We start from the raw sequence: 23,967 nt of genomic DNA, 5'->3' as shown, positions 1-23,967 counted from the left end.
TATTATATCTGTCATAAGATCCATTGAAATCTGTTTTTCAGTATCTGTGGCATCACTTGAATGCATATCGCCAAGAACACAGACAACATCCGGATTCATTTTTTTGATTTTATTTATAATTCGCTTATTGCTTATTGCAAAAGGCTTATCTGAAGCATGCTGGTCGCTGAGTACTGCTATTTTTATTTCATTGTTAACTTTGTCCGATTTTAATTCTGCTTTGGTAGTCTTAAGAGTACAATTGTTAAACCACCATATTATAAACACTATAAGTATCAGCTTTGCAAGCCTTGAAGCACAGCCGCTTTTGCTTTTTCTCTTTTTTTTAACCGGCGGCCGGACTGTGACATCTGGTTCGTTTTGTATTCTTTCATTGTTCATTTATATAAAATAAGCTCCTTTATGATATATGTACGTCCAGCTGTCTGAACGGTATAGTAATATGATTTTCGGCAAATGCATTGTTTACCATTTCAACGAAATCAAATTTAACCTGCCAGTAGTTTTCGGTTGCTGTCCAGACACGTACGATAATCTGAAGACTGTCTTCCGCCTGAACCCCAAGCCTTACAAAAGGCGGTTCCGGTTCGTTTAAAATAAGTTCATGTTCACTGGCAAGCTTTAAAATCAGCTCTTTGGCACGTTCAATATCATCTGAATAGCTTATACCGAATTCCATGTCTACACGCCGTTTATTTTGTTCACTGTAATTTACAATCTGGGAATCGGCAACCTTTCCGTTTGGTATATAAACAGTTTTATTGTCAACTGTAAGTATTTTTGTGTAAAGAATATTTATACTTTCAACTGTACCGGAAGCTGAATTTGTTTCTACAAAATCTCCAGCTTTGAATGGCTTTGAAAATAGTATTATGAATCCTCCGGCGAGATTTGAAAGGCTGTTTTGAAGTGCCAGACCTACAGCCAGTCCGGCAGCGCTTAAAACGGCGATAATGGAAGTCATTGGAATGTTTAAAATGGAAAGTGTTATTATTATATCTATAATATATAGAAGAATTTTAAGAAGGGATTTAAGAAAAGATGTTGCAGCCATATCGGCATTTGCCTTTGACATGCATTTCCCGAAAATTCTCAGAATTATTCTTGTGATCACTATTCCGGCAAAAAAAACGACAATGGCCATGATTAAATCAGGAATTGAGGCTTTAAGCTTGTTTCCGATAGCACTCATGATGATCTGCAGCTTGTCCGTTTCAGTGGCAGAGCTGTTCATGGCACTCGAAATTATTTCTTCAATTGAATCAGTAACAGTTGAAGCTTCTGTATTGGTTGTTTGACTGATAATATCAGTAACCGCAGTGGTTGTCATAAGTAAAAAATCCTCCATATAAAAATTACTGTTTTTATTTATTATATTTCCATGTACGAAAAAAGTCAATGCATTTGAAGCTGGCAAAAAAATAAAATTTTATTCCGGGGTTAAAATAATGTCGAAATTTGTCGAATAGTATTATAGGCTTAAATTTCACCCAACTGTTTTATTATATGTATTCCGGAGGCTGTCAGATGCTTTGTTTAAAAGAAATGATGATTTTTTATGAATAAAACAAAAGCGGCAATATATTTTTCAGTATCTGTCATTCTGATTTTTTCTCTTGCATTGATTCTTTCTTCAAAGGAAAATAAAAAGGAAGATCCGGAAATAACTGGAAATTATCAATTCTGGGAAACTCAGGCGGCTTACGAGAAAACCTCTGAACCAATAACTGAAACTTCTGTTCAGACTATTGCAGCAACCAGTGTTTCTTCTGCTGAAAAACAATCCCGCAGCAGAAAAGCAACAACAGTAAAATCAGTAACAGAACCGGTAAAAGAAACAACAGCTGAAGAATATGTATATCTGGATTTGAATCAGGCAGGTGTGGAAGAACTCGTAAAGCTTAAAGGAATAGGCTATGCTACAGCAGAAAAGATAATTGAATACAGAAATAATTACGGACCGTTTTTGCAGACCTGCGATATAATGAATGTAAACGGAATAGGTGAAAAAACATATAATGATATTCGTGAGCATATATATGTAACAATTTCAGCAGAGGATTATGCAGTGATTCAGCAACAGCAGGATCAGGATGTTGCTGCGGAGGAGGAAATTACGCAGCAGTATCAGGAGAATCCGCAGACGGTGACGGACAAACCTGTTATTACTGAAAATTATGTGCAGGAAACCACAGAGTTTACTATACCGGTTCTGGATATAAATACTGCCTCGGTTTCAGATTTTGAAAAGCTTCCGGGAATTGACAGGGAAACCGCTGAGAATATTGTTTCATTAAGAACTGCTATCAAAAGCTTTTCTCATGTGTATGAACTGCTGTATGCGGAGAATATGACGGAAAGCAAGCTTGCTGCGATTCTTGATTATGTTTATGTAAAAAAGGAAGAATAATAGTTATAATTTTAATGAAATGTACGTTATTATTAACAGGTATAAAAGAAAATTAAAAATAAATGTGTAAAAGCAACAAAAAATATTTATTTTATATTAAATTTATCTAAAATAAATGTTTTTACCGTTTTGTAACTATATGTTGAAAGGCACTATATATTCGTTAATTTAACCAAATTTTGAGTTCAAAAAATGTTAAATTCGCTAAAAAAATATTAAGGATTGGTATTAAGCATTGACTTTTTCTTGTGAGTATTGTATATTATTGATACGAAAGCGTTCTAAAATTTTTCCATTTTCACATGTTGCGGCTGTGAAATCTTTTTCAGTTGGAACGTGATGAAAGGCGATGGATACATAATGGTGTCAATAAAAACCATTGCTGAGGAATGCGGCGTTTCGATTGCTACTGTAAGCAAGGCGCTTAATAATCACAGTGATGTTGGCGCTGCAACGAAAAAACTTGTATGCGATACTGCAAAACGTCTGGGATATTTTCCGAACGCTCAGGCAAGAGCACTTAAAACAAACAAAACTTACAATATCGGTGTTTTACTTGATGACAAGGCTAAAAGCGGACTGACTCACTGCTTTTTTTCCGCAGTGCTGGACGGTTTCCGTGTGGAAGCAGAAAAACAAGGGTATGATATTACTTTTATTGGCGGTCAGATAGGCGGCAGTGAAATGTCATGCTATGAACACTGTATTTACAGAAGGGTTGATGGTGTGCTTGCAGCCTGCGTGGATTTTTACGGGAATGAAGTCAGGGAACTTATGGACAGTGAAATTCCATTAGTTTCTATTGATTTTAAAAGCGAAGATCATTATTCGGTTTCATCAGATAATTCAGAAGGCATCAGAACACTTGTGAATTATGCTTATGAATGCGGGCATACAAAAATTGCTTATATTTACGGTGACAGTTCGCAGGTTACAACTATCAGGCTGAACTCTTATCTTGATACGATGAAAGAACTGGGGCTTCAGGTACAGCCGGATTATTTAAAGCAGGGAAAGCATCTTGATACTGTGATTACACAAAAGCTTACGCTTGAAATGCTAGGTCTTTATGATCCGCCTACCTGTATTCTTGTTCCTGATGATTTAGCTGCTATCGGTTCGCTGAATGCTGCCAAAGAAGTCGGAAAAACAGTACCGGACGATATTTCAATCGCAGGTTATGACGGAATACAGATGACTCAGCTTATTACACCGAGTCTTACAACATTCAGTCAGAATACTTACGAAATCGGACGTGCGGCCGCTGATCTGCTGATAAAGATAATTAAAAAAGAAGAAATTCCGGAAAATCAGCGTAACATTGAAATAAGCGGCCATTTAATCAAGGGAAATACTGTCAAGCACATTTGACAGTTTTCAAATAAATCAAACAAGCTTATTATATTTTAAATACTAAAATATAATATGATTTTTAAGGAGGAAAACTACCCATGAACAAGTTAAAAAGAACATTGGCACTGGTTGCTACACTTGCAATCTCTGCAACAGCATTTGTAGGATGCGGCGATGACAGCAGCTCATCTTCATCATCATCTTCAGAAGCTGAATCTTCATCTTCAGAAGCTGAATCTTCAGCAGCAGAAGGCGAATCTTCAGAAGCAGAAGCTGCAACAGGCGATTTCACATATTCAGGCACTCTGCCAACAGGCGGCGACAAGCTGACAATCCTTTGCTGGACACCTGATGACGTTAATGCAATGCTCGATATGTGGAAGGGCGACACAGGCTACACAGACGATCAGATTAATTTCGTAAACTTCGGTGTTGGCGGCGGTGAAGCTTCTGCACAGTATGATCAGTACTTCCTCGGCGGCGACGATGTTGATATCTTCATGGTTGAAGCTGACTGGGCTCTTAAGTACATCAATGATGACTCTGCAACAGCTCCTATGTCTGACCTTGGTTTCACAGATGATTCATTCGCAGGTCAGTATGCTTACACAATGGATATCGGTAAAGATTCTAATGGTGTAATCAAGGGCGTTTCATGGCAGGCTGCTCCTGGCGGTTGGTGCTACAGAACAGACCTTGCTGATACTTACCTTGGAGTTAAGTCCCCTGAAGAAATGCAGGCAAAGGTTTCTGACTGGGATGCATTCCAGGCAACAGCTAAGGAAGTTTATGAGGCTTCAGGCAACAAGACAGCTCTGACAACAACACTTGGCGGTATCTGGCAGGCATTTGCTGCAAACAGATCCACACCTTGGGTTGTAGACGATACTCTCCAGATCGATGATTTCTGCAACACATTTATTGATCTTGCTAAGAACATGAGAGACAATGGTTATGTAACAGAACTTAATCAGTGGACAGACGAATGGAAGGCTGCAGGTCAGACAGATGATACAATGGGTTACTTTGTATCTACATGGGGCTTCGGCGAATCCATCCTTCTTTCAGCAGCAGGCGGCGAAGGCGGCGCTACATATGGTAAGTGGAATGTTTGCCAGGGTCCTACACCTTACTTCTGGGGCGGTACATGGATCTGTGTATCACCTAAGACAGACAACGCTGACATGGCTGCAAACTTCATCAACTACTTCACAATTGATGAAACATCTATGGAGAAATATGCACTTGGCAAGCCTGAATACGTTAACAATATGAACGTAATGCAGAAGATTGTTGACGAAGGTTCAAACAGCAATCCTCTTCTCGGTGGTCAGGATCAGTTTGCAGTTCTTCACGAAGCTGCTAAGTCAATCGATCTGAACGGACTTATCACACCATATGATGCTTCTATCAAGCAGGCATTCCTGGATGCAGTAAATGCTTACTGTGCAGGTGAAACAGCTGATGCTAACGCTTGTATCGAAGACTTCAAGGATAGAGTAGCTGAAAGCGTTACAGATATCACTGTTGAATAATTAAATTTATTTGATTTTTCATTATTTTTTACATCATGCCTACGGGATGGGTTATTAAACCATCCCGTATACATGTATTATTAATCTGATTTCTTAGAGAGAGGTGTACTTTATGGCATCTGCTGCACAAAGAAAAATCCGTTCAATAAGCTATGCAAAATACGGTTATTTCTTTATTTTACCCTTCTTTTTGGTGTATTGTTTTTTTCAGCTATGGCCTTTGATTAACACATTTATTCTTTCCGTATATGGAAACGGTAAGAAAGTCGATGAATTTGTAGGTCTCGGAAATTTCCAGGCACTTTTGTTTGGTACTGGTATGGGACGTACATCTTCAGCTATTCATGAAACCTTTTTCCAGACATTAGGAAATACATTTATTGTCTGGATCGGTAACTTTATTCCGCAGATTATTATTTCTCTTGCTCTAGCAGCTTGGTTTACTGACGCAAAACTGAAGATCAGAGGTAAAGGATTTTTTAAAGTAGTAATGTACATGCCTAACATTATTACTGCTGCTTCTGTTGCAGCATTGTTTCTGTCATTGTTTGCAGAATCCAAATATGGTCCGATAAACAATCTTCTTTTAAGTGCAGGAATTATTAATGAACCAATCAAGTTCGTAACAGGTGTATGGCAGTCAAGAGGCATGATAATGTTTATTCAGTGTTGGATGTGGTTCGGTAATACTATGATTATGCTTATGTCAGGTATCATGGGATTGAATCCATCATTATTTGAAGCTGCAAATATAGACGGTGCAAGCAGCGGTCAGATTTTCAGAAAGATTACTTTGCCGCTTCTCAGACCTATGATGCTCTATACACTGGTTACATCAATGATCGGTGGCTTGCAGATGTTTGATATCCCTTATATGTATACAAAGGGTACACAGAGAAACTTATACACAAAGACTGTTGCAGTATTTATTTACGAACATTTCCGTGAAAAAATGCCAACTCCAAACTGTGGATTTTCAGCAGCAGCATCTGTTATTCTCTTCCTGATTACAATTTTACTTGGTTCTGTTACTTTCTATATGAATCGTGATACTGATGAGATTGCGAAGAAAAAAGAAAGAAAAGCTAACATGAAGGCTTTAAAAGCTAAGCAGAAACAATTAGGAGGTATGGATATATGAGTAAGGCAAAGGATAATTATACAGCGAAACTCCGTGCTAAATCTATAGTTCTGTTTATTGTTTGTGTGTTGTTAACATTAATATGTCTTTTACCTATTTATATACTTATAATTAATGCTACAAGAAAGCATGTTGACATTATCAGTTCTGTTTCATTTATTCCTGGTGATCAATTGGTAAGAAATATTAAAGAACTTATGACAAATGGTTTATATCAATTTGATCCATTTGTTGGTTTTAAGAACAGTGCTATTATAGCTATTTGTTCTACAGTTCTGAGCGTATTTTTCTCAGCTCTTACAGCTTATGGTCTGGTAGTTTACGATTTCAAACTCAAAGGTCCTGCTTTTACATTTATTCTGGCAGTTATGATGGTTCCTATGCAGGTAACATCTGTTGGTTTCTTGCAGTTCATGATAAAGTTAGGTCTTAATGACTCATTCATTCCACTGATTGTTCCTACAATTGCTGCTCCACCTATTGTATTCTTTATGAGACAATATCTTAAATCATCATTCCCGCTTGATATTGTCGAAGCGGCTCGAATAGATGGTTGTGGAGAATTCAGAACATTCTTAACAATTGCTATTCCTATGATGAAACCGGCTATTGCAGTACAGGCAATTTTTGCTTTTGTTGCAAACTGGAACAATTTCTATCAGCCATCTATGATTCTTACATCACGTAAGTTTAATCAATTGACAATGCCAATGATGATTAACATGCTGAAGTCTAATGATAAGATTGCTGACTATGGTGTAATTTATGCAGGTATTGCATTATCTATTATTCCAGTCGTTATCATTTACCTTATTTTCTCACGTTTTATTGTTGAAGGCGTTGCACTTGGCGGTGTTAAGGAATAATATTTGTATAATTGAATTTTAAATTTAACAGCAAGTGAATTTATTTCACTTGCTGTTTTGTATAGAAGGTGAAATTGTGATACGAGAAATTAATGTCAATGATAAAGATAAGTTTTTAATTATGTGTAAAGATTTTTATAATATGGATTGTGTTGATCATGAAATACCAGAAAGTTATATTTTGAAAACATTTGAATTGCTTATTAGTGGTTCAGAATTTACAAAATCATTCATATACGAGATTGATGGTAAAATTGCCGGATATATTTTGCTTGCATTTACATACTCAAATGAAGCAGGCGGAATGGTAGTATGGCTTGATGAGATTTATGTTGATCCGGAATTCAGAGGAAGGGGAGTAGGTTCAGATCTGATTGATTTTGTTGTGGAAAAGTATAATGATGCTGCACGTTTCAGACTTGAAGTAACAGAATCCAATAAAAGAGCTAAAAAACTGTATATTTCTAAAGGTTTTAAAGATTTGACGTATGAACAAATGGAAATATTGAAATAATTAAATTTTAAATTATACTACAGTCATATATTTGAATTAAAAAAAGGAACGCTTTGCATGTGAAAACGTTCCTTTGTTGATTTGAAAATCTGATTTTATACCATAAATTGTGATTTTGGATTTGTTTCGGATTCTTCATATATATTACTTTGAATTTCAACTTCCGGAAGATCCAATGATGTCATAATAATGTCGTTGTCCTGAAAATAAATAACTTCAATTTCTGCACTAACATATTTTTTCTTTTCTGTCATAAGTTAAAACTCCTGAAAAAACGCCCTGCTAAATTTTGGTAACTTAGCAGGGCGTAAAATTATTTATTATTTTTTTGCTCTTTTTTCTTTTTTCTTGCTTCAACAATTTCGGCAGCTTTTGCAGCCTTAGCTGCATTTGCTTTTTCAGTAACTGTAAGATTTTCCTGAACTGCCCAGTTCTTTATGCGAAGTTTACTTTTGTCACCGCCGGTTTCTATTACCACGGTATCTTCGCTTTTTCTAACAACAATTCCGACGATACCGCCGATTGTCATAATTTCATCACCGATCTGAATATTTTCCCGCATTGTTTTAGCTTCTTTGTCTTTTTTCTTCTGGGGTCTTATTAAAAGAAAATAGAAGAAAACAATGATAAGAACCATTGGAAGTACTATAGAAGTAAGTACACTTCCTGTTGATGCGCTGTTATTTGACATTAATGCCAATGAACCGAAAATTTCTTGCATGAAATACCCTCCGTTATTTTGATTTTATATATTCATCAATGGATTTTGCTGCAGTTTTACCTGCACCCATTGCTAAAATAACAGTAGCAGCACCTGTAACTGCATCGCCGCCGGCATAAACGCCTTCTTTTGTAGTAAGCATGTCCTCATTTACGATAAGGCAACCTCTTTTGTTGGCTTCAAGACCATGAGTAGTAGTACGGATAAGAGGATTTGGAGAAGTACCTATAGACATAATAACTGTATCAACATCCAGCATGTAATTTGAACCTTCAATTGGACTAGGACTTCTTCTTCCGCTTTCATCAGGTTCACCAAGTTCCATTTTGATGCATTCCATTGCGCAGACTCTTCCGTTTTCATCACCGACAATTTTGACCGGATTGTTAAGATTCAGGAATTCAACGCCTTCTTCTTTTGCATGATGTACTTCTTCTTTTCTTGCCGGCATTTCTTCTTCAGAGCGTCTGTAAACAATATAAACATGTTCAGCACCCATTCTCAGTGCACTTCTTGCAGCATCCATAGCAACATTTCCGCCGCCTACTACTGCTACTGATTTAGATTTGATAACCGGCGTGTCATATTCGTCAAGATAACCCTTCATAAGGTTTATTCTTGTGAGATATTCGTTTGCAGAGCATACACCGATTAGTGATTCGCCTTCAATTCCCATAAATCTTGGAAGTCCGGCACCTGAACCGATAAATACAGCTTCATATCCCATTTCCATTATTTCTTCAACAGAAAGAACCTTGCCGATAACCATGTCCTGCATGATTTCAACACCCATATCTTTAAGCTTTTTGATTTCTTTCTGAACTATATTTTTAGGAAGTCTGAATTCAGGGATACCATACATTAAAACGCCTCCGGCAGTATGGAATGCTTCAAAAATCGTAACCTGATAGCCCAGCTTTGCAAGATCTCCGGCACATGTGAGTCCTGCAGGACCTGCACCGACAACAGCGACCTTATGTCCGTTTGATTCAGGTTTCTGAGGGGAAGCATTTCCTTTGTTCATCATATAATCAGCAACAAATCTTTCAAGACGTCCGATGCCAACAGGTTCGCCCTTGATGCCTCTTACACATTTACCTTCACACTGATTTTCCTGAGGACAAACACGTCCGCAGACAGCCGGCAGAGAGTTTGTAGATGTAATAATTTCATAAGCCTTTTCAAAATCGCCTTTAGCAACCTGTTCTATAAATTCAGGAATTCTTACACCTACAGGACATCCGGAAACACAAGGCTTATTCTTGCAGTTTAAACAGCGTGAAGCCTCTTCCATAGCCATTTCCTTTGTATATCCTTTTGTTACTTCTTCAAAATTTCTTGCTCTGACTTTTGGATCCTGTTCAGGCATAGGAACCTTATTTAATGCCATATTTGCCATTGTAGTGTACCTCCCGTATTATTTCATATTCAGCATACGGCAGGCATGTTCCTGCTCTTTGTATGTAGAATTTCTTTTCATAAGCTCATCAAAATCAACTTCGTGACCATCAAAATCAGGACCGTCAACGCAGGCGTATCTGATTTTTCCGCCTACAGTTACACGGCATCCGCCGCACATTCCTGTACCGTCGATCATTATAGGATTCAAAGAGACGATAGTTTTGATATCATACGGTTTTGTAACTGCACATACAAATTTCATCATTGGAACAGGACCAATTGCAATAACTGCATCGTATTTGCTGCCCTGTTCAATCTGTTCCTTGAGAGCATCTGTTACAAAACCTTTTTTGCCATAGCTTCCGTCATCAGTACAGACGATAAGATTATTGCAGGTTTTCTTGAATTCATCTTCAAGAATAACAATGTCACGGCTTCTGAAACCAGCAATAACATCAACTTCAATTCCTCTCTGGAACAGTTCTTTTGCCTGAGGATATGCAATTGCGCATCCGACACCGCCGCCGATTACACAAACTTTCTTTGCATTTTCGTCAATGTGTGTAGGAATGCCCAGAGGACCGGCAACGTCAAGCAGAGAATCTCCGGCGTTCATTTGTGCCAGACGTTCTGTAGATTTTCCTACTATCTGGAAAATAATTGTAATAGTTCCGTTTTCACGATCATAATCTGCAATTGTCAGCGGTACTCTTTCGCCATGTTCGTCGATTCTGAATATTATAAACTGACCTGCTTTTGCCTTTTTAGCAATAAAAGGAGCATCAATATCCATTAAAACAACCGATGGATTAAGCACACGCTTGTTAACTATTTTAAACATTTTTACTCTCTCCTATAATTTATTTCAGTAAAAAACATTATAGCATAAACAGAATGTTTTTGCAAGTATCAGTATAAATCATAAAAAATAACAAAATATGGAGCAAATTATCTGTTCATAAATTCTCTTTTTACCCAGTTTAGAGCAAGCTCTGCCCACTGAGCACATACAGGGTTTATATGGCTTTCACGTCCGGCTGTGGATTCATCTGACAGAGCAAGACCGTGACCGCCCTGCGGGAATATATGGCACTCAAAAGAAATATTGTGACAACTTAATGCTTTTACAAAATCAAGAGTATTTTCAACCGGTACATTTTTATCGTCTGCACAGTGCCATATAAATGTTTTGGGAGTTTTGTCATCTGCCTGATTTTCAAGGGAAACGAGCTTTAACATTTCCTCAGATGGTTTTTCCCCAAGAATACTGTCAACAGAACCCTGATGGCGGTATTTTCCCGTGGTTATGACCGGATAAGAAAGTATCATGCCGTCAGGTCTGCAAATGTCAGTATTACCCAAAATATTTTTGAGGTATTCACTGTTCCACAGTGTTCCGAGGCTTGCTGCAAGGTGTCCGCCGGCAGAGAATCCGCAGACGAGAATTTTATCGGGGTCGATATCAAATTGTTCTGCATTTTCTCTTACATATCTTACTGCCGAAGCAAGTTCCATCAATGCAGCCGGAAATCTGACAGAGGTACTGTACCGGAGAATAAACGAATTTATTCCGAAAGATGCAAACCTCATTGCAACAGGTTCTGTTTCACGGTCTGAGAGAAATTTATATCCTCCTCCGGGACAGATTATGACTGCCGGACGTTTTCTTAGTCCGATTTCCTTAGACGGTTTTAAAACTACAGGTTCTAAAACAGGTGTTAAACCATCCGGATTTATCCCGACTTTTTTATATGGAATATTCTTAAAAAAATCATTCATAATAAGTCATTCCTTTATTTATGGTATACATTCATTAATATTATACCATTGCTTTGACATCTGTCAATATAATTTTATTGAAAAACAGGTGATATTTTTATGATTTTATGCTATAATAAGAAAAAAGAGATAAAAAGGAGTTTACAATGAGAATAAGATGCAAACCATGGGCAAAGCCTGAACTGGAAGCGTGCGATTTTTGTATAAATGAGCCTGAACAGATGAAAAACAAATGGAGAGAGGAATTTAAAAATGATGCTCCGCTGTATCTGGAGCTTGGATGCGGAAAGGGCGGATTTATTTCACAGGCAGCTCCGGATAATCCGGGAATAAATTACATAGCTGTTGATATAAAAAATGAAATGCTTGTGCTGGCAAAACGAAAGCTGGAAGAAGCTTATAAAGAGAAAAATATGCCTCTTGACAATGTGAGGATATTTATAAAAAATGTTGAACAGATAGATAATGTTTTTGGTCCGGAGGATAAAATTGACAGAATATATATTAATTTCTGTAATCCGTGGCCAAAGCCCAAGCATAAAAAAAGACGCCTTACTCATATTCGTCAGCTTGAAAAATACAAGACATTTTTAAACGGTGAAATATGGTTTAAAACAGATGATGATGATCTTTTCAAAGAGTCATTTCAGTATTTTGAAGACGCAGGATTTGAAATAAAATACAAAACATCTGATCTTCATAATAGTGAATATCAGGAAAATAATTATGTGACAGAACATGAAAAAATGTTTACTCAGGAGGGAAAGAAAATAAAATTTCTCATTGCCGGAAGAGCACATTGACATGCTCTGAATTTAAAAAAGGAGGAGATTTGCAGATGAACAATGTCCTGAGGGAAATTGTTATTGACGGGAATTTATATGGAAACAGTCCGGCATGCCGTTTCAGGGGACTTGGTGCAGTAATTTCAGACAGTTCTTCAGGTTTACTTGCTGATTATAAGATGAAGCAGCCAGAAGCGTATCAGGAAATAACAGAGCTTCTTTTCAGAAAAAATTATGGTGCTGGTCTTTCTCATATCAGAGTTGAATACAGCGGAGATGTAAATTTGATTGAAAATGGAAAGCATGATATTACCGGAAATTCCGGTTTTATTCTTGCGGCTGATGCAACAAAAATCAATCCTGATATTACAGTTGAATTTCATTTTGTTTTGCCTGAGAATATTTCCGGAAATAATTCTGAGGAAGCTTTTGAAGAAGGATATAAATTATGCAGGGGAGTTTTGGGTGCTGCTTTTGAAAAGTACGGACTGAAGGCTGATTATATAAGCTTTGGTGCAGATAAATCCTGTGAACATATTTCGGGATTTATAAAATACCTGAGTAATCGCTTAAAAAATGAACTTCTTGCAAACTATGATTACAGCAAAATAAAAACTGCCGTTTATGATACTCCGGAGGGAATAATATCTTCCGGAATGTTAACAGACGAAGAACTCAGAAATGCTGTAAGCGTTATTGGATACGGTATAATTTACAGCAATGAAAATATTAAACTGCTGAATGAAAAATATCATAAGGAAATATGGTACTGTGACGGAAAGCATATGGAAACAGTTCCGGAGTTTTCTGTTAATGCGGACGGTACAGGAATAACCGGAAAAAATTCTTTGACAGATATGATGGATAATATCATATTCTGCTTTAATAAGTATTCATCAATGTATGAATATGATCCGGCTGTTTCGGCAAACTTTTCAACGGAGTGTTCTCTGGGAGGTCTGGTGAAAGCTGAAACTCCATGGTCAGGACATTATTCTTATGATGCAGGTTTGTGGGGTGCGGCACATATTACTCACTTTACTGAACCGGGATGGAAATATGCTGTCTGCGAATCCGGCATATATTCAGGGGAATATGCGGCGTTTATTTCTGATGACGGAGATTATACGGTTATTTTTGTCAATGATTCTGATAAGCCGAGAAAATACAATATATGTGTCCGCAATACAGATAAATCGGATGAATTTGTTCACTGTGTTGAAACCAGAGGTCCGGAAGGCTGTGATGGTTACTCAGTGAACTGGTTCAGAGTTGTTGATAAAATTATGCCTGCAGAAAATGCTGATGGCTGCTGCTATACACTTGAAGTCAAACCCTTTTCAGTCATGACATGTACTACAATGCCGGTTGATAATGTTAACGGAACTGAAAGCGTTAAAAAGTGCGGATTTGTCAATAAGGTACTGCCGCTTCCTTATACTGATAATTTTAATTACAGTGATGAAATTTCAGATGAAAGAAACGGAAAGCCTTTTTATTCATGTACTCCTTATGGAAAGTTTGAAATTATTTCTGCTGAAGGCGGAAAGGTTTTGGTTCAGAATGCTTTGTCAGAATGCTGTGATGCAGAAAAAAACCGTCCGTCAATAATTCTTGGTGACGATTCATGGGCTGACTATTCAGTAAGGGCAGAAGTAAAATTTGATGACTGTTCCGAAAATAATTATCTGGGAGTCGGACTGAGGTATAACCGCAGCGCATTGATTACAGATTCAGGCGAATGCGGATATCAGCTGAGAATATATTCTGACTGCCGCTGGCAGCTTCGTTATATGGATGAAGTTCTGGAAGAAGAAACGTCAGAAACAATAATGCCTTCAGAATGGAATCAGCTTAAAATTTCTGCTCAGGGAAGAAGAATAAGATGTTATATTAACAGAAATCTCATATGCGAACATATTGCGTCTGCACCGATTATTTTGTCGGGTCGTGCATGCCTTTACAGTGCATATCATAAAAATATGTTCAGAAACTTTTCTGTTTCTCCGGTTATTGGCTTTTCGTCATACAGCGTAAATTATGACTGCCTTTGCGGTAAATTTACCTATTCAGAAGGCTGGACAAAAAACATTTCCGCTGACCCGGTATTTCATAATTATACGAGTGTTTCAAATTCCGGACAAAATGAATACTTTGAATTTGAATTCAGCGGAGAAACTGTTTCGCTGACAGGCAGAGCTGAAAATCTCAGACTGAAAGTAGAAATTGACAATAAAATTATGACTGCCGGATTATTTATAGCTCACTGCGGAGCCGGACAGGTATTTTATTCAAAAGAAAATCTAGGAGATGGGGTACACCGTCTTAAGCTTACCGTTCTTTCCGGGGAACTTGAATTTGACAGCGCCGGAATTAATGTTTCTTCACATCTTATTGCAAAGGGAAAAATCGGTGCGGCAATTACTGACAAAACAGATGAAAGACCGGTAAAGAAATTAAAGAAAAGTACGCTTATGATTGGTATTGGTCTGGCGGCTGCTGGTGCATTCACTTTTCTTCTTGGCAGAAAAGTGAAAAAACGCAGATCGGAAAAGAAAAAAATATAAATCTGCAAAAAAACTGGACAAACGACTTAATATATGATATAATGTTTTTTAATGAACCTTTAAGTTAATCCTGCGAGGTTGACAAGGTGTGAAAAATTACGGGCGAATTATAGCCATAAGTATAATATCACGCTTATCTGTCAGCAAAACAGGTAAGCGTTTTTTGATTTGCGGGGTGACGGATTGAAAAGAAAAACAATGATTATGGACGCAAATAATATAAAGCGTGCCGTAGCCAGAATTACTTATGAAATTCTGGAACGAAACAAGGGAACAGAAGATCTGTGCATTGTGGGGATTTTTTCAAGAGGCGTCGCTCTTGCTGAACGAATTGCTTCTAAGATATATGAACTGGAAAATGAAAAAATCCCGTGCGGTGCTCTGGATATTACCGCTTACAGAGATGACAGAAAGCCTGCGGAAACTGCTGACCGTACACTAATTGATTTTGATGTAACTAATAAAACAATTGTTATTGTTGATGATGTTTTTTATACCGGACGCAGTACACGTGCTGCTATAGACGCAATTATGGAAAGAGGAAGACCTCGTTCCATTCAGCTGGCAGTACTGGTTGACAGGGGACACCGTGAACTCCCTATAAGACCTGATTATGTGGGAAAAAATCTCCCGACTTCCCGTGAGGAAAGCGTTAAAGTATTTGTAAACGAAATAGACGGATCCGATAGCGTTGCTATTTACTCGGATTATACGGAGGAAACTGTAAAATGAGTTTATTGCTTTTGAAAAATGTTCATGCTGTTGATATTGGCTTTGATAAACAGTGCGACATTCTCATTTCCGATGGTATCATAAAGGAAATAGATGACAAAATTACAGACATCTGTAATGAAACTATTGACTGTACGGGACTTACAGCCATGCCGGCACTGTTTGACATGCATGTTCATTTCAGAGATCCGGGACTTACCTATAAAGAAGATATTGTAACAGGAGCTGCTGCGGCTCTTGCCGGGGGATTTTCCGGGGTTGCATGTATGCCTAATACTAAACCTGCGGCAGATAATGCGGAAACAATTAGTTATATAATTGAAAAAGCAAAATATACGGGCGTGAAGGTATATCCGGTAGGATGTATAACAGTTGGGCTTAAGGGTGAGGAGCTTTGTGATTACAGAGAATTAAAAGCTGCCGGAGCTGTTGCTGTTTCAGATGACGGAAGACCAGTTGAAAATCAGAGTATGCTCAAACATGGAATGCTTTCCGCTGATGAAGCAGGGCTGCTTACGATTTCACACTGCGAGGATCTTAAAATAATCGGCAAAGGTATTATAAATAAGGGGAAAATTTCAGATATTCTGGGCGTTGAGGGTATGGACAGAACATCTGAGGATTCAATTACTGAAAGGGAAGTTATTACTGCTTCCAAAACCGGATGCAGAATTCATATTGCCCATGTCAGCACAAGGGGAAGCGTTGAAATCATAAGAAAGGCAAAGGCTGAAGGCGTCAGAGTAACTTGTGAAACATGTCCTCATTACTTTATGATGACCGATGAAAAGCTTCTTTCAAGAGACGCTGACTACAGAATGAATCCGCCTCTTCGTGAGGAAGAGGATAAGAATGCAATCATTGAGGGGATTTGTGACGGTACTATTGACTGCATTGTCACCGACCATGCTCCTCATTCCAGAGAGGAAAAGGCGGATTTTCTGAAAGCACCTAACGGAATAGTAGGACTTGAAACATCTCTTGCCGCTGTTCTGACCGGACTTTACCATACCGGAAAAATAAACCTTGAAAAAGTAGTTGAAATGATGTCTCTGCGTCCAAGGCAGATTCTGGGATTGCCGGAGGAAAAAATACATGCCGGTGCCAGAGCAAATATTGTGCTTACTGACCTTGAAAAGGAATGGACTGTTGATCCTGACAAATTTAAATCAAAGGGAAGAAATTCAGCATTCAAGGGCATGAAGCTTAAAGGAAAGCCTATTGGCACTATAACAGACGGAAAGCTCAGATATTTTGAAAAATAATATAAAGGAGTATTGCAATGTCATTTGACAGATTGATTAAAAAAATTATTGATATGAAAAATCCTACTGTTGTAGGACTTGATCCGAAGCTTGAATATGTTCCGGATTACATTAAAAACCGCTTTTTTGAAGAAGACGGACAGACTTTGAAAGCTGCTGCAAAGGCAATTTTTAAATTCAATCAGAAGATTATTGATGAAATCTGCGATATAGTTCCGGCAATAAAACCACAGGCGGCTTATTATGAAATGTATGGACATTACGGTGTTAAAACTTTGGAAAAAACTATACGTTATGCCAAATTAAAGGGTATGTTTGTTATAACCGACGGAAAAAGAAATGACATAGGCGCTACAATGGAAGCATATGCTGCAGCTCATCTCGGAAGCGTTTTAATCGGCGATACTGAATGTGAACCTTTCGGCGCTGATGCTTTGACTGTTAACGGATACTTAGGTACGGACGGTATTGATCCGCTTCTTAAAATCTGCAAGGAAAAGGATAAGGGAATATTTGTTCTTGCAAAGACTTCAAACAAATCAAGCGGTGAGCTTCAGGACAGGCTCATTGACAATACTCCTGTGTATGCAGTAATGGGAGATATGTGCGAGAAGTGGGGAAGTGAACAGATCGGACAATACGGATATTCATCAGTAGGTGCAGTTGTGGGTGCTACATACCCGGAACAGCTTTCCGAACTGAGACAGAGACTGCCTCATACAATGTTCCTGGTTCCGGGATACGGAGCACAGGGAGGCGGTGCAAAAGGCATTGCCGGAGCATTTGACAAGGACGGTCTGGGAGCAATTGTAAATTCATCAAGAGCTGTTATGTGTGCATATAAAAAGGAAGAAAACTGTCCTGAAAAGGAATTTGCAAAGGCTGCAAGAAGAGAAGCCATAAGAATGAGAGAAGACATCACATCTTATATAAATCTGAAATAGTAAATATTATCTGTGAAAGGAATGGTTAGATGTCCATATTTAATCAAAGTGAAAAAGCATATCTGCTGCTGGCGGACGGAACTGTTTTTGAAGGACGCAGTTTCGGTGCAAAAGGTACTGTTATCGGTGAGGTAGTTTTTACAACGGGACTTACCGGATATCAGGAAACACTTACTGATCCGAGCTATTACGGTCAGATTGTTACACAGACATTTCCGCTTATAGGAAATTATGGTGTAAATGATGAAGATTATGAATCTGCAAAATCTTATGTAAGCGGATATATTGTAAGAGAATGGTGTAATACACCGTCCAATTTCCGTTCACAGGGAACTATTAACGATTTCCTTGTACAGCAGAATATTATTGGTATTCATTCCATTGATACAAGATGCCTTACAAGAATTATCCGTGAAGCAGGCGTAATGAACGGCGCTATTACAACTGAGAATGTTTATGAAAAAAAGGACGAGCTTTTAAAGCAGATAAAAGATTATAAAATCACTGATGCGGTTAAGACTGTTACCGGAAATGAACGCAGAATCTACAGCGAAGATGACGATGATTATCCGAAATACAGAGTTGCTCTTTTTGATTTTGGTTACAAAAGAAACATCAGAAAAGAGCTTGTTAAAAGAGGCTGTGAGGTTATTGTAGTTCCGGCGAATACAAACGCTGAGCAGATTCGTGAAATCGCTCCTGATGGAATTATGTTTTCAAACGGTCCTGGAGATCCTACTGAGAATACTGAAATTATTGCAAATATAAAGGAGATTGCACAGCTTGGTATTCCGATTTTCGGAATTTGTCTGGGACATCAGCTGATGGCTCTTGCCCACGGTGCAAAAACTCAGAAGCTTAAGTATGGACACAGAGGGGCTAACCAGCCGGTCATTGATAAAGAGCTTGACAGAACCTTTGTAACAAGTCAGAATCATGGCTATGCAGTTGTTGGTGAAAGCATGGATCCTGAAATCGGAGTTGTATCACATGTAAATGCAAATGACGGTACATGTGAGGGCATCAGATACAAAAAAATCAATGCCTTTACTGTTCAGTTTCATCCGGAAGCTCATGGCGGTCCTCAGGATACAGACTATTTATTTGATGAATTTATTGATATAATAAAAAAGGAGATGCACTGATATGCCTTTAAGACAGGATATAAAAAAAGTACTTGTAATAGGTTCCGGTCCTATTGTTATCGGACAGGCTGCCGAATTTGACTATGCAGGCACTCAGGCATGCCGTGCGCTTAAGCAGGAGGGTCTTGAGGTTGTTCTTATAAACTCAAATCCGGCTACAATTATGACAGACAAGGCAATGGCAGACAAGGTGTATATTGAACCTCTGACACTTGATGTTGTAAAAAGAATTATTGAAATTGAAAAGCCTGACAGCGTTTTGTCCACACTCGGCGGACAGACGGGTCTTACTCTTTCAATGCAGCTTGCTGAAGAGGGATTTTTAGATTCACATAATGTAAAGCTTCTGGGAGCTGATCCTCTGACTATTCACAAGGCTGAGGACAGACAGGCTTTTAAAGATACAATGGAAAAAATCGGTGAACCATGTATACCGTCCAAGGTTGTTGAAACAATTGAAGACGCTGTGGATTTTGCAAATGTAATCGGTTATCCTGTAATTGTCCGTCCTGCGTTTACTTTGGGCGGTACAGGCGGCGGTATTGCAGAAAATGAAGAACAGCTCAGAGATATTTCCAAAAACGGTCTGAGACTTTCTCCTATTACTCAGGTGCTTATTGAAAAATGTATCAGCGGCTGGAAAGAAATTGAATTTGAAGTAATCAGAGACAGGAAGGGAAATGTTATCACAGTCTGCTCTATGGAAAACTTTGACCCGGTAGGCGTTCATACGGGAGACAGTATTGTTATTGCTCCTGCCGTTACACTTTCTGACAGAGAATACCAGATGCTCAGAACAGCATCTCTTAATATTATTTCCGAGCTTAAGGTGGAAGGCGGCTGTAACTGTCAGTTTGCTTTGCACCCTGAATCAATGGAATATGCTGTAATTGAGGTAAATCCGAGAGTTTCACGTTCTTCAGCTCTTGCTTCAAAGGCTACAGGTTACCCGATTGCAAAAGTTGCCACAAAAATAGCCATTGGATATACACTTGACGAAATTATAAATCAGGTAACCGGTAAAACCTATGCGTGCTTTGAACCGGCTCTTGACTATGTGGTTGTAAAATTTCCTAAATGGGCTTTTGATAAATTTGTTTATGCAAAGCGTACTTTGGGTACTCAGATGAAAGCTACCGGAGAAGTAATGGCTATTGGTACAAGCTTTGAACAGGCAATGATGAAAGCAGTGCGTTCAACGGAACTGGGCGTTGATTCCCTTAATATGAAGAAATTTGAAGACTATTCTACAGAAGAGCTTATGCAAAAAATCGTGCATGCTGATGATGAAAGAGCTTTTCAGGTATATGAACTGTTAAAGCGTGATGTAACAGTTGAACAGATACATGAAGTTACCCTTATTGATGAATGGTTCCTTGAAAAACTTAAAAATCTTGTGGAACTGGAAAGATGGCTGGCAGATGGTGAGCTGACTGAAGAAAAGTATCTGTTTGCCAAAAAATACGGTTATCTTGACAGTACAATTGAACGTCTTTCCGGACAGAAATGCCCTGTGAGAAAAAGAGCTGTTTACAAAATGGTTGATACCTGTGCCGGAGAGTTCAAAGCTGAAACACCGTATTTCTACTCGACTTTCGATGAAGAAAATGAAGCAAAACAGTTTATTGAACGAACTGACAGCGGAAAGAAAAAGGTCATAGTTTTCGGTTCAGGTCCTATCAGAATCGGTCAGGGTATTGAGTTCGACTATTGTTCTGTTCACTGTGTCTGGGCTTTGAAAGAAGAGGGCTATGAAGCAGTAATCTGCAACAATAATCCGGAGACAGTTTCTACTGACTTTGATACCGGTGACAGACTTTACTTTGACCCTCTTACAAAGGAAGATGTTGAATCCATTATTGAAACTGAAAAGCCTTACGGCGTTGTTGTACAGTTCGGCGGTCAGACAGCTATCAAGCTTACCCGTCATCTTGCAGATATGGGAGTTAACATTCTCGGTACTTCCGCTGACAGTATTGATGCGGCAGAAGACAGAGAAAGATTTGATGAATTACTTGAAAAATGCAATATTCCGCGTCCGGCAGGATATACTGTAATGACAACTGAGGAAGCTGTTGAAGTTGCTGAAAAGCTGGGATATCCGGTACTTTTACGTCCTTCATATGTTCTCGGCGGACAGAATATGATAATTGCTCATTCTGAAAAGGATGTAGTTGAATATATGGGAATTATCACAAGAACAATGATTGAAAATCCTGTTCTTATTGATAAATATATGATGGGTAAGGAAGTTGAAGTTGATGCTATCTGTGACGGTACTGATTTCCTGATTCCTGGTATTATGGAACATATTGAACGTGCCGGGGTTCATTCAGGTGACTCAATTTCAGTATATCCGGCACAGACACTTTCACCGAAAATAGTTGATACAATTATTGATTATACAAGAATGCTTGCATTTGAACTTAATGTTATCGGACTTGTAAATATTCAGTATGTAGTATATAATGATGAAGTATATGTAATTGAAGTAAATCCACGTTCTTCAAGAACTGTTCCTTATATCAGCAAGGTTACAGGAATTCCTATGGTTGATATTGCAACAAAGATTATGCTGGGTTCAACTCTTAAGGAACAGGGTTATGAAAGCGGACTTTATAAAAAGAGCAAGTATGTTGCTGTTAAGGTTCCGGTATTCTCATTTGAAAAGCTTCAGGACGTTGATACTATGTTAGGACCTGAAATGAAGTCAACAGGTGAGTGCCTTGGTATTGCGGAAACTTTTGAGGACGCACTGCTTAAAGGTCTGATTGCTGCCGGATATGATCTAAAGAAAGAGGGCGGCGTACTGATTTCTGTCAGGGATACTGATAAACAGGAAATTATTGCTATCGCTGATAAATTTGCACAGATGGGCTTTGAGCTTTACGGTACAAGCGGTACTGCAAGTACGCTTAACAAGAATATGATTGCTACAAATCTTGTAAATAAGATTTCTGAAAAGGAAGAACCAAATGTTTTATCACTTCTTGAAAGCGGAAAAATTCACTATGTGATTTCTACTTCTGAAAAAGGAAGACTCCCGGCAAGAGACAGTGTTAAGATGCGCCGTAAATCAGTAGAACGTTCAATTTGCAGTCTGACTGCAATTGATACTGCTAAGGCTCTTGCAAATGTACTGATGACTAACAGATCTATTGACGATGTTGAAATGATTGATATTACTAAGATATAAGCTTTAATAAGGGCGGAATTTTATTCCGCCCGTAAGTTTAAGTTGAAAAATGATTCAGGTGATAAAATGAAGATTATCAAAAGAAAAAAATCAATAATCATTTTACTGGTAATAATTATTGTGCTTGCAGTATCAGGTATAATGGCAGTTTATTTATACAAAAACAGAAATACTAAAACAATCATTCCTTCCTTAAAAATCAGTGCTGATAATGTTGTTGCCTTTTATCAAAAGGATGATTTGTGGAAAAATGATTCTTTGGGTAATTCTGAATATCATATGGGAGATTCTGGGTGCCTGACAACATGCATTGCTTCAGAACTTTTAATGCAGGGAATATCTGTTAGCCAGCTTCCGGAGATAACGCCGGGTACTTTAAATGAATTCTTTTCAGAAAATAATGTGTATGATTCTGAGGGAAATCTTCAATGGGACGCTGCTGGTTTAGCATTGAATAGAAAATTTATCAGAAAAGATACTTCTGATATAAATGAAACTGACATAGAAAATATGATTAAAAATAATGTGTATCCTATTGTTTTGGTAAAAATGCCGTCATCTGGAAATTATCATTTTGTCCTTTTAGTTGGTTCCGATGAAAAAAGCTTTTTATGTATGGATCCATTAAATAAAGATAAAGATATTATTTCGATGTCTAAGTTTAATGATAAGATCTATTCTGTGACGTATTGTGAATAAAGAAAATAGGGTAAAAAATGACCGAAAATGAATTCTGGCAGATACTTGATATGATGGATTGGAGCAACGAGGTTGATGATGAAAAATAGTGGTAAGGAAATTTAGCTATATAAACTAAAATAAGAAAGGAAAGATTTATGAAATACACACAGGGGAAATATCAGGTTTTAGAAAATAATGCACTGGCAAAGGATATTTTCAGTATTGTTATTCTTTGTCCGGAAATTGCAGAAGCCGCACAGCCGGGACAGTTTGTGCATATTCTTCCTTCAGGTCATACTCTCAGACGTCCTATTTCAATATGTGATATTGATAAGAATAAGGGTACGCTGAGAATCGTGTTTATTGTAAAAGGTGAGGGAACAAAGGAGATTTCAGAAACTAATCCGGGAACACTTATTGATATGTTAGCACCATTGGGTCATGGATTTACAATTGATGAATCCTTTAAAAAGGTTGTTCTTGTAGGAGGAGGAATTGGTACTCCTCCCATGCTTCCGTTGGCAAAAATTTATGGTGAAAAGGCAACGGTGATTTCAGGTTTCAGAAGTGCTGAGGCTGTTATTTTACAGGAGGATTTCAGAAAAACTGGTGCTGAAACAATTCTCTGCACAGATGACGGCTCGACCGGAATAAAGGGTTTTGTTACAGAACCTTTGAAGGAACTTCTGGAACAGGGCAGCATTGACGCAGTTTATTCATGTGGACCTATGCCGATGCTTAAAAATATTGCTGCACTGGCAGATGCGGCAAACGTTTACTGTGAAGTTTCTCTTGAGGAGAGAATGGGCTGCGGAATCGGTGCATGTTTAGTGTGCGCATGCAAAACTAAAAAAGACGGTGAGGAGCATTTTGCACATGTCTGCAAAAATGGGCCTGTATTCAATGCAAAGGAGGTAATCTGGTAATGGCTG

General features: G+C 38.1%; 21 protein-coding genes and 1 pseudogene. 15 read left to right on the top strand and 7 right to left on the bottom strand.

Annotated features, from left to right (window positions below; genetic code table 11):
* Both ACI4WO_RS00110 and ACI4WO_RS00105 read right to left on the bottom strand, forming a co-directional pair.
* A pseudogene (locus ACI4WO_RS00110) lies at nt 1–381 on the bottom strand (hypothetical protein); the annotation flags it as partial.
* Between the two features lie 19 nt (nt 382–400).
* Nucleotides 401–1,330, bottom strand: coding sequence for a mechanosensitive ion channel family protein (locus ACI4WO_RS00105; protein ID WP_439805526.1), 930 nt, complete (start codon nt 1,328–1,330; stop codon nt 401–403).
* A gap of 228 nt (nt 1,331–1,558) precedes the next feature.
* Here ACI4WO_RS00105 and ACI4WO_RS00100 point away from each other — a divergent pair, with 228 nt between their 5' ends.
* The 6 genes from ACI4WO_RS00100 (at nt 1,559) to ACI4WO_RS00075 (ending at nt 7,819) form a co-directional block, all read left to right on the top strand.
* Nucleotides 1,559–2,410 carry a ComEA family DNA-binding protein gene (locus ACI4WO_RS00100; protein WP_439805525.1) on the top strand — a complete coding sequence of 284 codons (852 nt, stop codon included), beginning with the start codon at nt 1,559–1,561 and terminating at the stop codon, nt 2,408–2,410.
* Nucleotides 2,411–2,770: 360 nt separating this feature from the next.
* Nucleotides 2,771–3,781, top strand: coding sequence for a LacI family DNA-binding transcriptional regulator (locus tag ACI4WO_RS00095; protein ID WP_439805524.1), 1,011 nt, complete (start codon nt 2,771–2,773; stop codon nt 3,779–3,781).
* A gap of 80 nt (nt 3,782–3,861) precedes the next feature.
* A complete protein-coding gene (locus tag ACI4WO_RS00090; RefSeq protein ID WP_439805523.1) occupies nt 3,862–5,298 on the top strand; it encodes an ABC transporter substrate-binding protein in 1,437 nt (478 codons plus the stop codon).
* Nucleotides 5,299–5,410: 112 nt separating this feature from the next.
* Nucleotides 5,411–6,439, top strand: coding sequence for a carbohydrate ABC transporter permease (locus tag ACI4WO_RS00085; RefSeq protein WP_439805522.1), 1,029 nt, complete (start codon nt 5,411–5,413; stop codon nt 6,437–6,439).
* Nucleotides 6,436–7,305, top strand: coding sequence for a carbohydrate ABC transporter permease (locus ACI4WO_RS00080; protein ID WP_439805521.1), 870 nt, complete (start codon nt 6,436–6,438; stop codon nt 7,303–7,305). Before ACI4WO_RS00085 ends, ACI4WO_RS00080 begins: the two co-directional genes overlap by 4 nt.
* Before the next feature lie 76 nt (nt 7,306–7,381).
* On the top strand, nt 7,382–7,819 hold the full coding sequence (locus tag ACI4WO_RS00075) for a GNAT family N-acetyltransferase (protein ID WP_439805520.1): 438 nt from the start codon (nt 7,382–7,384) through the stop codon (nt 7,817–7,819).
* 95 nt (nt 7,820–7,914) lie between these two features.
* Here ACI4WO_RS00075 and ACI4WO_RS00070 read toward each other — a convergent pair whose 3' ends face one another.
* From ACI4WO_RS00070 to ACI4WO_RS00050, 5 genes are all read right to left on the bottom strand, one after another.
* Nucleotides 7,915–8,073 (bottom strand): hypothetical protein, encoded by a 159-nt coding sequence (locus ACI4WO_RS00070; RefSeq protein WP_439805519.1) that lies wholly within the window; start codon nt 8,071–8,073, stop codon nt 7,915–7,917.
* A 59-nt stretch (nt 8,074–8,132) separates the two neighbouring features.
* Nucleotides 8,133–8,540, bottom strand: a complete 408-nt coding sequence (gene yajC, locus ACI4WO_RS00065) for a preprotein translocase subunit YajC (protein ID WP_439805518.1) — start codon at nt 8,538–8,540, stop codon at nt 8,133–8,135.
* 13 nt (nt 8,541–8,553) lie between these two features.
* Nucleotides 8,554–9,939 carry an NADPH-dependent glutamate synthase gene (gene gltA, locus ACI4WO_RS00060; protein WP_439805517.1) on the bottom strand — a complete coding sequence of 462 codons (1,386 nt, stop codon included), beginning with the start codon at nt 9,937–9,939 and terminating at the stop codon, nt 8,554–8,556.
* Between the two features lie 18 nt (nt 9,940–9,957).
* On the bottom strand, nt 9,958–10,782 hold the full coding sequence (locus tag ACI4WO_RS00055; RefSeq protein ID WP_439805516.1) for a sulfide/dihydroorotate dehydrogenase-like FAD/NAD-binding protein: 825 nt from the start codon (nt 10,780–10,782) through the stop codon (nt 9,958–9,960).
* Between the two features lie 107 nt (nt 10,783–10,889).
* Nucleotides 10,890–11,720 carry an alpha/beta hydrolase gene (locus tag ACI4WO_RS00050; protein WP_439805515.1) on the bottom strand — a complete coding sequence of 277 codons (831 nt, stop codon included), beginning with the start codon at nt 11,718–11,720 and terminating at the stop codon, nt 10,890–10,892.
* Between the two features lie 146 nt (nt 11,721–11,866).
* Between ACI4WO_RS00050 and trmB the strand changes: the two genes are divergently transcribed.
* From trmB to ACI4WO_RS00005, 9 genes are all read left to right on the top strand, one after another.
* Nucleotides 11,867–12,523, top strand: a complete 657-nt coding sequence (gene trmB, locus ACI4WO_RS00045; protein WP_439805514.1) for a tRNA (guanosine(46)-N7)-methyltransferase TrmB — start codon at nt 11,867–11,869, stop codon at nt 12,521–12,523.
* 35 nt (nt 12,524–12,558) lie between these two features.
* Nucleotides 12,559–15,072: a family 16 glycoside hydrolase gene (locus ACI4WO_RS00040; RefSeq protein WP_439805513.1), complete on the top strand. Its 2,514-nt coding sequence runs from the start codon at nt 12,559–12,561 to the stop codon at nt 15,070–15,072.
* A gap of 183 nt (nt 15,073–15,255) precedes the next feature.
* A complete protein-coding gene (gene pyrR / locus ACI4WO_RS00035) occupies nt 15,256–15,804 on the top strand; it encodes a bifunctional pyr operon transcriptional regulator/uracil phosphoribosyltransferase PyrR (RefSeq protein ID WP_439805512.1) in 549 nt (182 codons plus the stop codon).
* On the top strand, nt 15,801–17,069 hold the full coding sequence (locus ACI4WO_RS00030; protein WP_439805511.1) for a dihydroorotase: 1,269 nt from the start codon (nt 15,801–15,803) through the stop codon (nt 17,067–17,069). The genes pyrR and ACI4WO_RS00030 overlap by 4 nt, the downstream gene beginning before the upstream one ends.
* 17 nt (nt 17,070–17,086) lie before the next feature.
* Nucleotides 17,087–18,013, top strand: coding sequence for an orotidine-5'-phosphate decarboxylase (pyrF, locus tag ACI4WO_RS00025; protein WP_439805510.1), 927 nt, complete (start codon nt 17,087–17,089; stop codon nt 18,011–18,013).
* 29 nt (nt 18,014–18,042) lie between these two features.
* The gene (locus ACI4WO_RS00020; protein ID WP_439805509.1) at nt 18,043–19,158 is read left to right on the top strand and encodes a carbamoyl phosphate synthase small subunit; all 1,116 of its coding nucleotides are present in this window, start codon (nt 18,043–18,045) and stop codon (nt 19,156–19,158) included.
* A 1-nt stretch (nt 19,159) separates the two neighbouring features.
* Complete coding sequence (gene carB, locus ACI4WO_RS00015) at nt 19,160–22,354, top strand: carbamoyl-phosphate synthase large subunit (RefSeq protein ID WP_439805508.1); 3,195 nt, start codon at nt 19,160–19,162, stop codon at nt 22,352–22,354.
* A gap of 66 nt (nt 22,355–22,420) precedes the next feature.
* On the top strand, nt 22,421–23,053 hold the full coding sequence (locus ACI4WO_RS00010) for a hypothetical protein (protein ID WP_439805507.1): 633 nt from the start codon (nt 22,421–22,423) through the stop codon (nt 23,051–23,053).
* A 137-nt stretch (nt 23,054–23,190) separates the two neighbouring features.
* A complete protein-coding gene (locus tag ACI4WO_RS00005) occupies nt 23,191–23,961 on the top strand; it encodes a dihydroorotate dehydrogenase electron transfer subunit (protein ID WP_439805506.1) in 771 nt (256 codons plus the stop codon).
* The last annotated feature ends 6 nt before the right edge of the window (nt 23,962–23,967 follow it).

Origin of the sequence: Porcipelethomonas sp., assembly GCF_051893655.1 — a bacterium.
In the GTDB taxonomy this organism is placed as follows: Bacteria; Bacillota; Clostridia; order Oscillospirales; family Ruminococcaceae; genus Porcipelethomonas.
Note: the sequence above shows the minus strand (reverse complement) of the source record. Positions and strands in the feature narration are given on the sequence as shown.

What these genes read in the sequence shown, in the direction of transcription:
- ACI4WO_RS00105 (WP_439805526.1), bottom strand. Translation starts at nt 1,330, where the DNA reads ATGACAACCACTGCGGTTACTGATATTATCAGTCAAACAACCAATACA.
- ACI4WO_RS00100 (WP_439805525.1), top strand. Translation starts at nt 1,559, where the DNA reads ATGAATAAAACAAAAGCGGCAATATATTTTTCAGTATCTGTCATTCTG.
- ACI4WO_RS00095 (WP_439805524.1), top strand. Translation starts at nt 2,771, where the DNA reads ATGGTGTCAATAAAAACCATTGCTGAGGAATGCGGCGTTTCGATTGCT.
- ACI4WO_RS00090 (WP_439805523.1), top strand. Translation starts at nt 3,862, where the DNA reads ATGAACAAGTTAAAAAGAACATTGGCACTGGTTGCTACACTTGCAATC.
- ACI4WO_RS00085 (WP_439805522.1), top strand. Translation starts at nt 5,411, where the DNA reads ATGGCATCTGCTGCACAAAGAAAAATCCGTTCAATAAGCTATGCAAAA.
- ACI4WO_RS00080 (WP_439805521.1), top strand. Translation starts at nt 6,436, where the DNA reads ATGAGTAAGGCAAAGGATAATTATACAGCGAAACTCCGTGCTAAATCT.
- ACI4WO_RS00070 (WP_439805519.1), bottom strand. Translation starts at nt 8,073, where the DNA reads ATGACAGAAAAGAAAAAATATGTTAGTGCAGAAATTGAAGTTATTTAT.
- yajC (WP_439805518.1), bottom strand. Translation starts at nt 8,540, where the DNA reads ATGCAAGAAATTTTCGGTTCATTGGCATTAATGTCAAATAACAGCGCA.
- gltA (WP_439805517.1), bottom strand. Translation starts at nt 9,939, where the DNA reads ATGGCAAATATGGCATTAAATAAGGTTCCTATGCCTGAACAGGATCCA.
- ACI4WO_RS00055 (WP_439805516.1), bottom strand. Translation starts at nt 10,782, where the DNA reads ATGTTTAAAATAGTTAACAAGCGTGTGCTTAATCCATCGGTTGTTTTA.
- ACI4WO_RS00050 (WP_439805515.1), bottom strand. Translation starts at nt 11,720, where the DNA reads ATGAATGATTTTTTTAAGAATATTCCATATAAAAAAGTCGGGATAAAT.
- trmB (WP_439805514.1), top strand. Translation starts at nt 11,867, where the DNA reads ATGAGAATAAGATGCAAACCATGGGCAAAGCCTGAACTGGAAGCGTGC.
- ACI4WO_RS00040 (WP_439805513.1), top strand. Translation starts at nt 12,559, where the DNA reads ATGAACAATGTCCTGAGGGAAATTGTTATTGACGGGAATTTATATGGA.
- ACI4WO_RS00030 (WP_439805511.1), top strand. Translation starts at nt 15,801, where the DNA reads ATGAGTTTATTGCTTTTGAAAAATGTTCATGCTGTTGATATTGGCTTT.
- pyrF (WP_439805510.1), top strand. Translation starts at nt 17,087, where the DNA reads ATGTCATTTGACAGATTGATTAAAAAAATTATTGATATGAAAAATCCT.
- ACI4WO_RS00020 (WP_439805509.1), top strand. Translation starts at nt 18,043, where the DNA reads ATGTCCATATTTAATCAAAGTGAAAAAGCATATCTGCTGCTGGCGGAC.
- carB (WP_439805508.1), top strand. Translation starts at nt 19,160, where the DNA reads ATGCCTTTAAGACAGGATATAAAAAAAGTACTTGTAATAGGTTCCGGT.
- ACI4WO_RS00010 (WP_439805507.1), top strand. Translation starts at nt 22,421, where the DNA reads ATGAAGATTATCAAAAGAAAAAAATCAATAATCATTTTACTGGTAATA.
- ACI4WO_RS00005 (WP_439805506.1), top strand. Translation starts at nt 23,191, where the DNA reads ATGAAATACACACAGGGGAAATATCAGGTTTTAGAAAATAATGCACTG.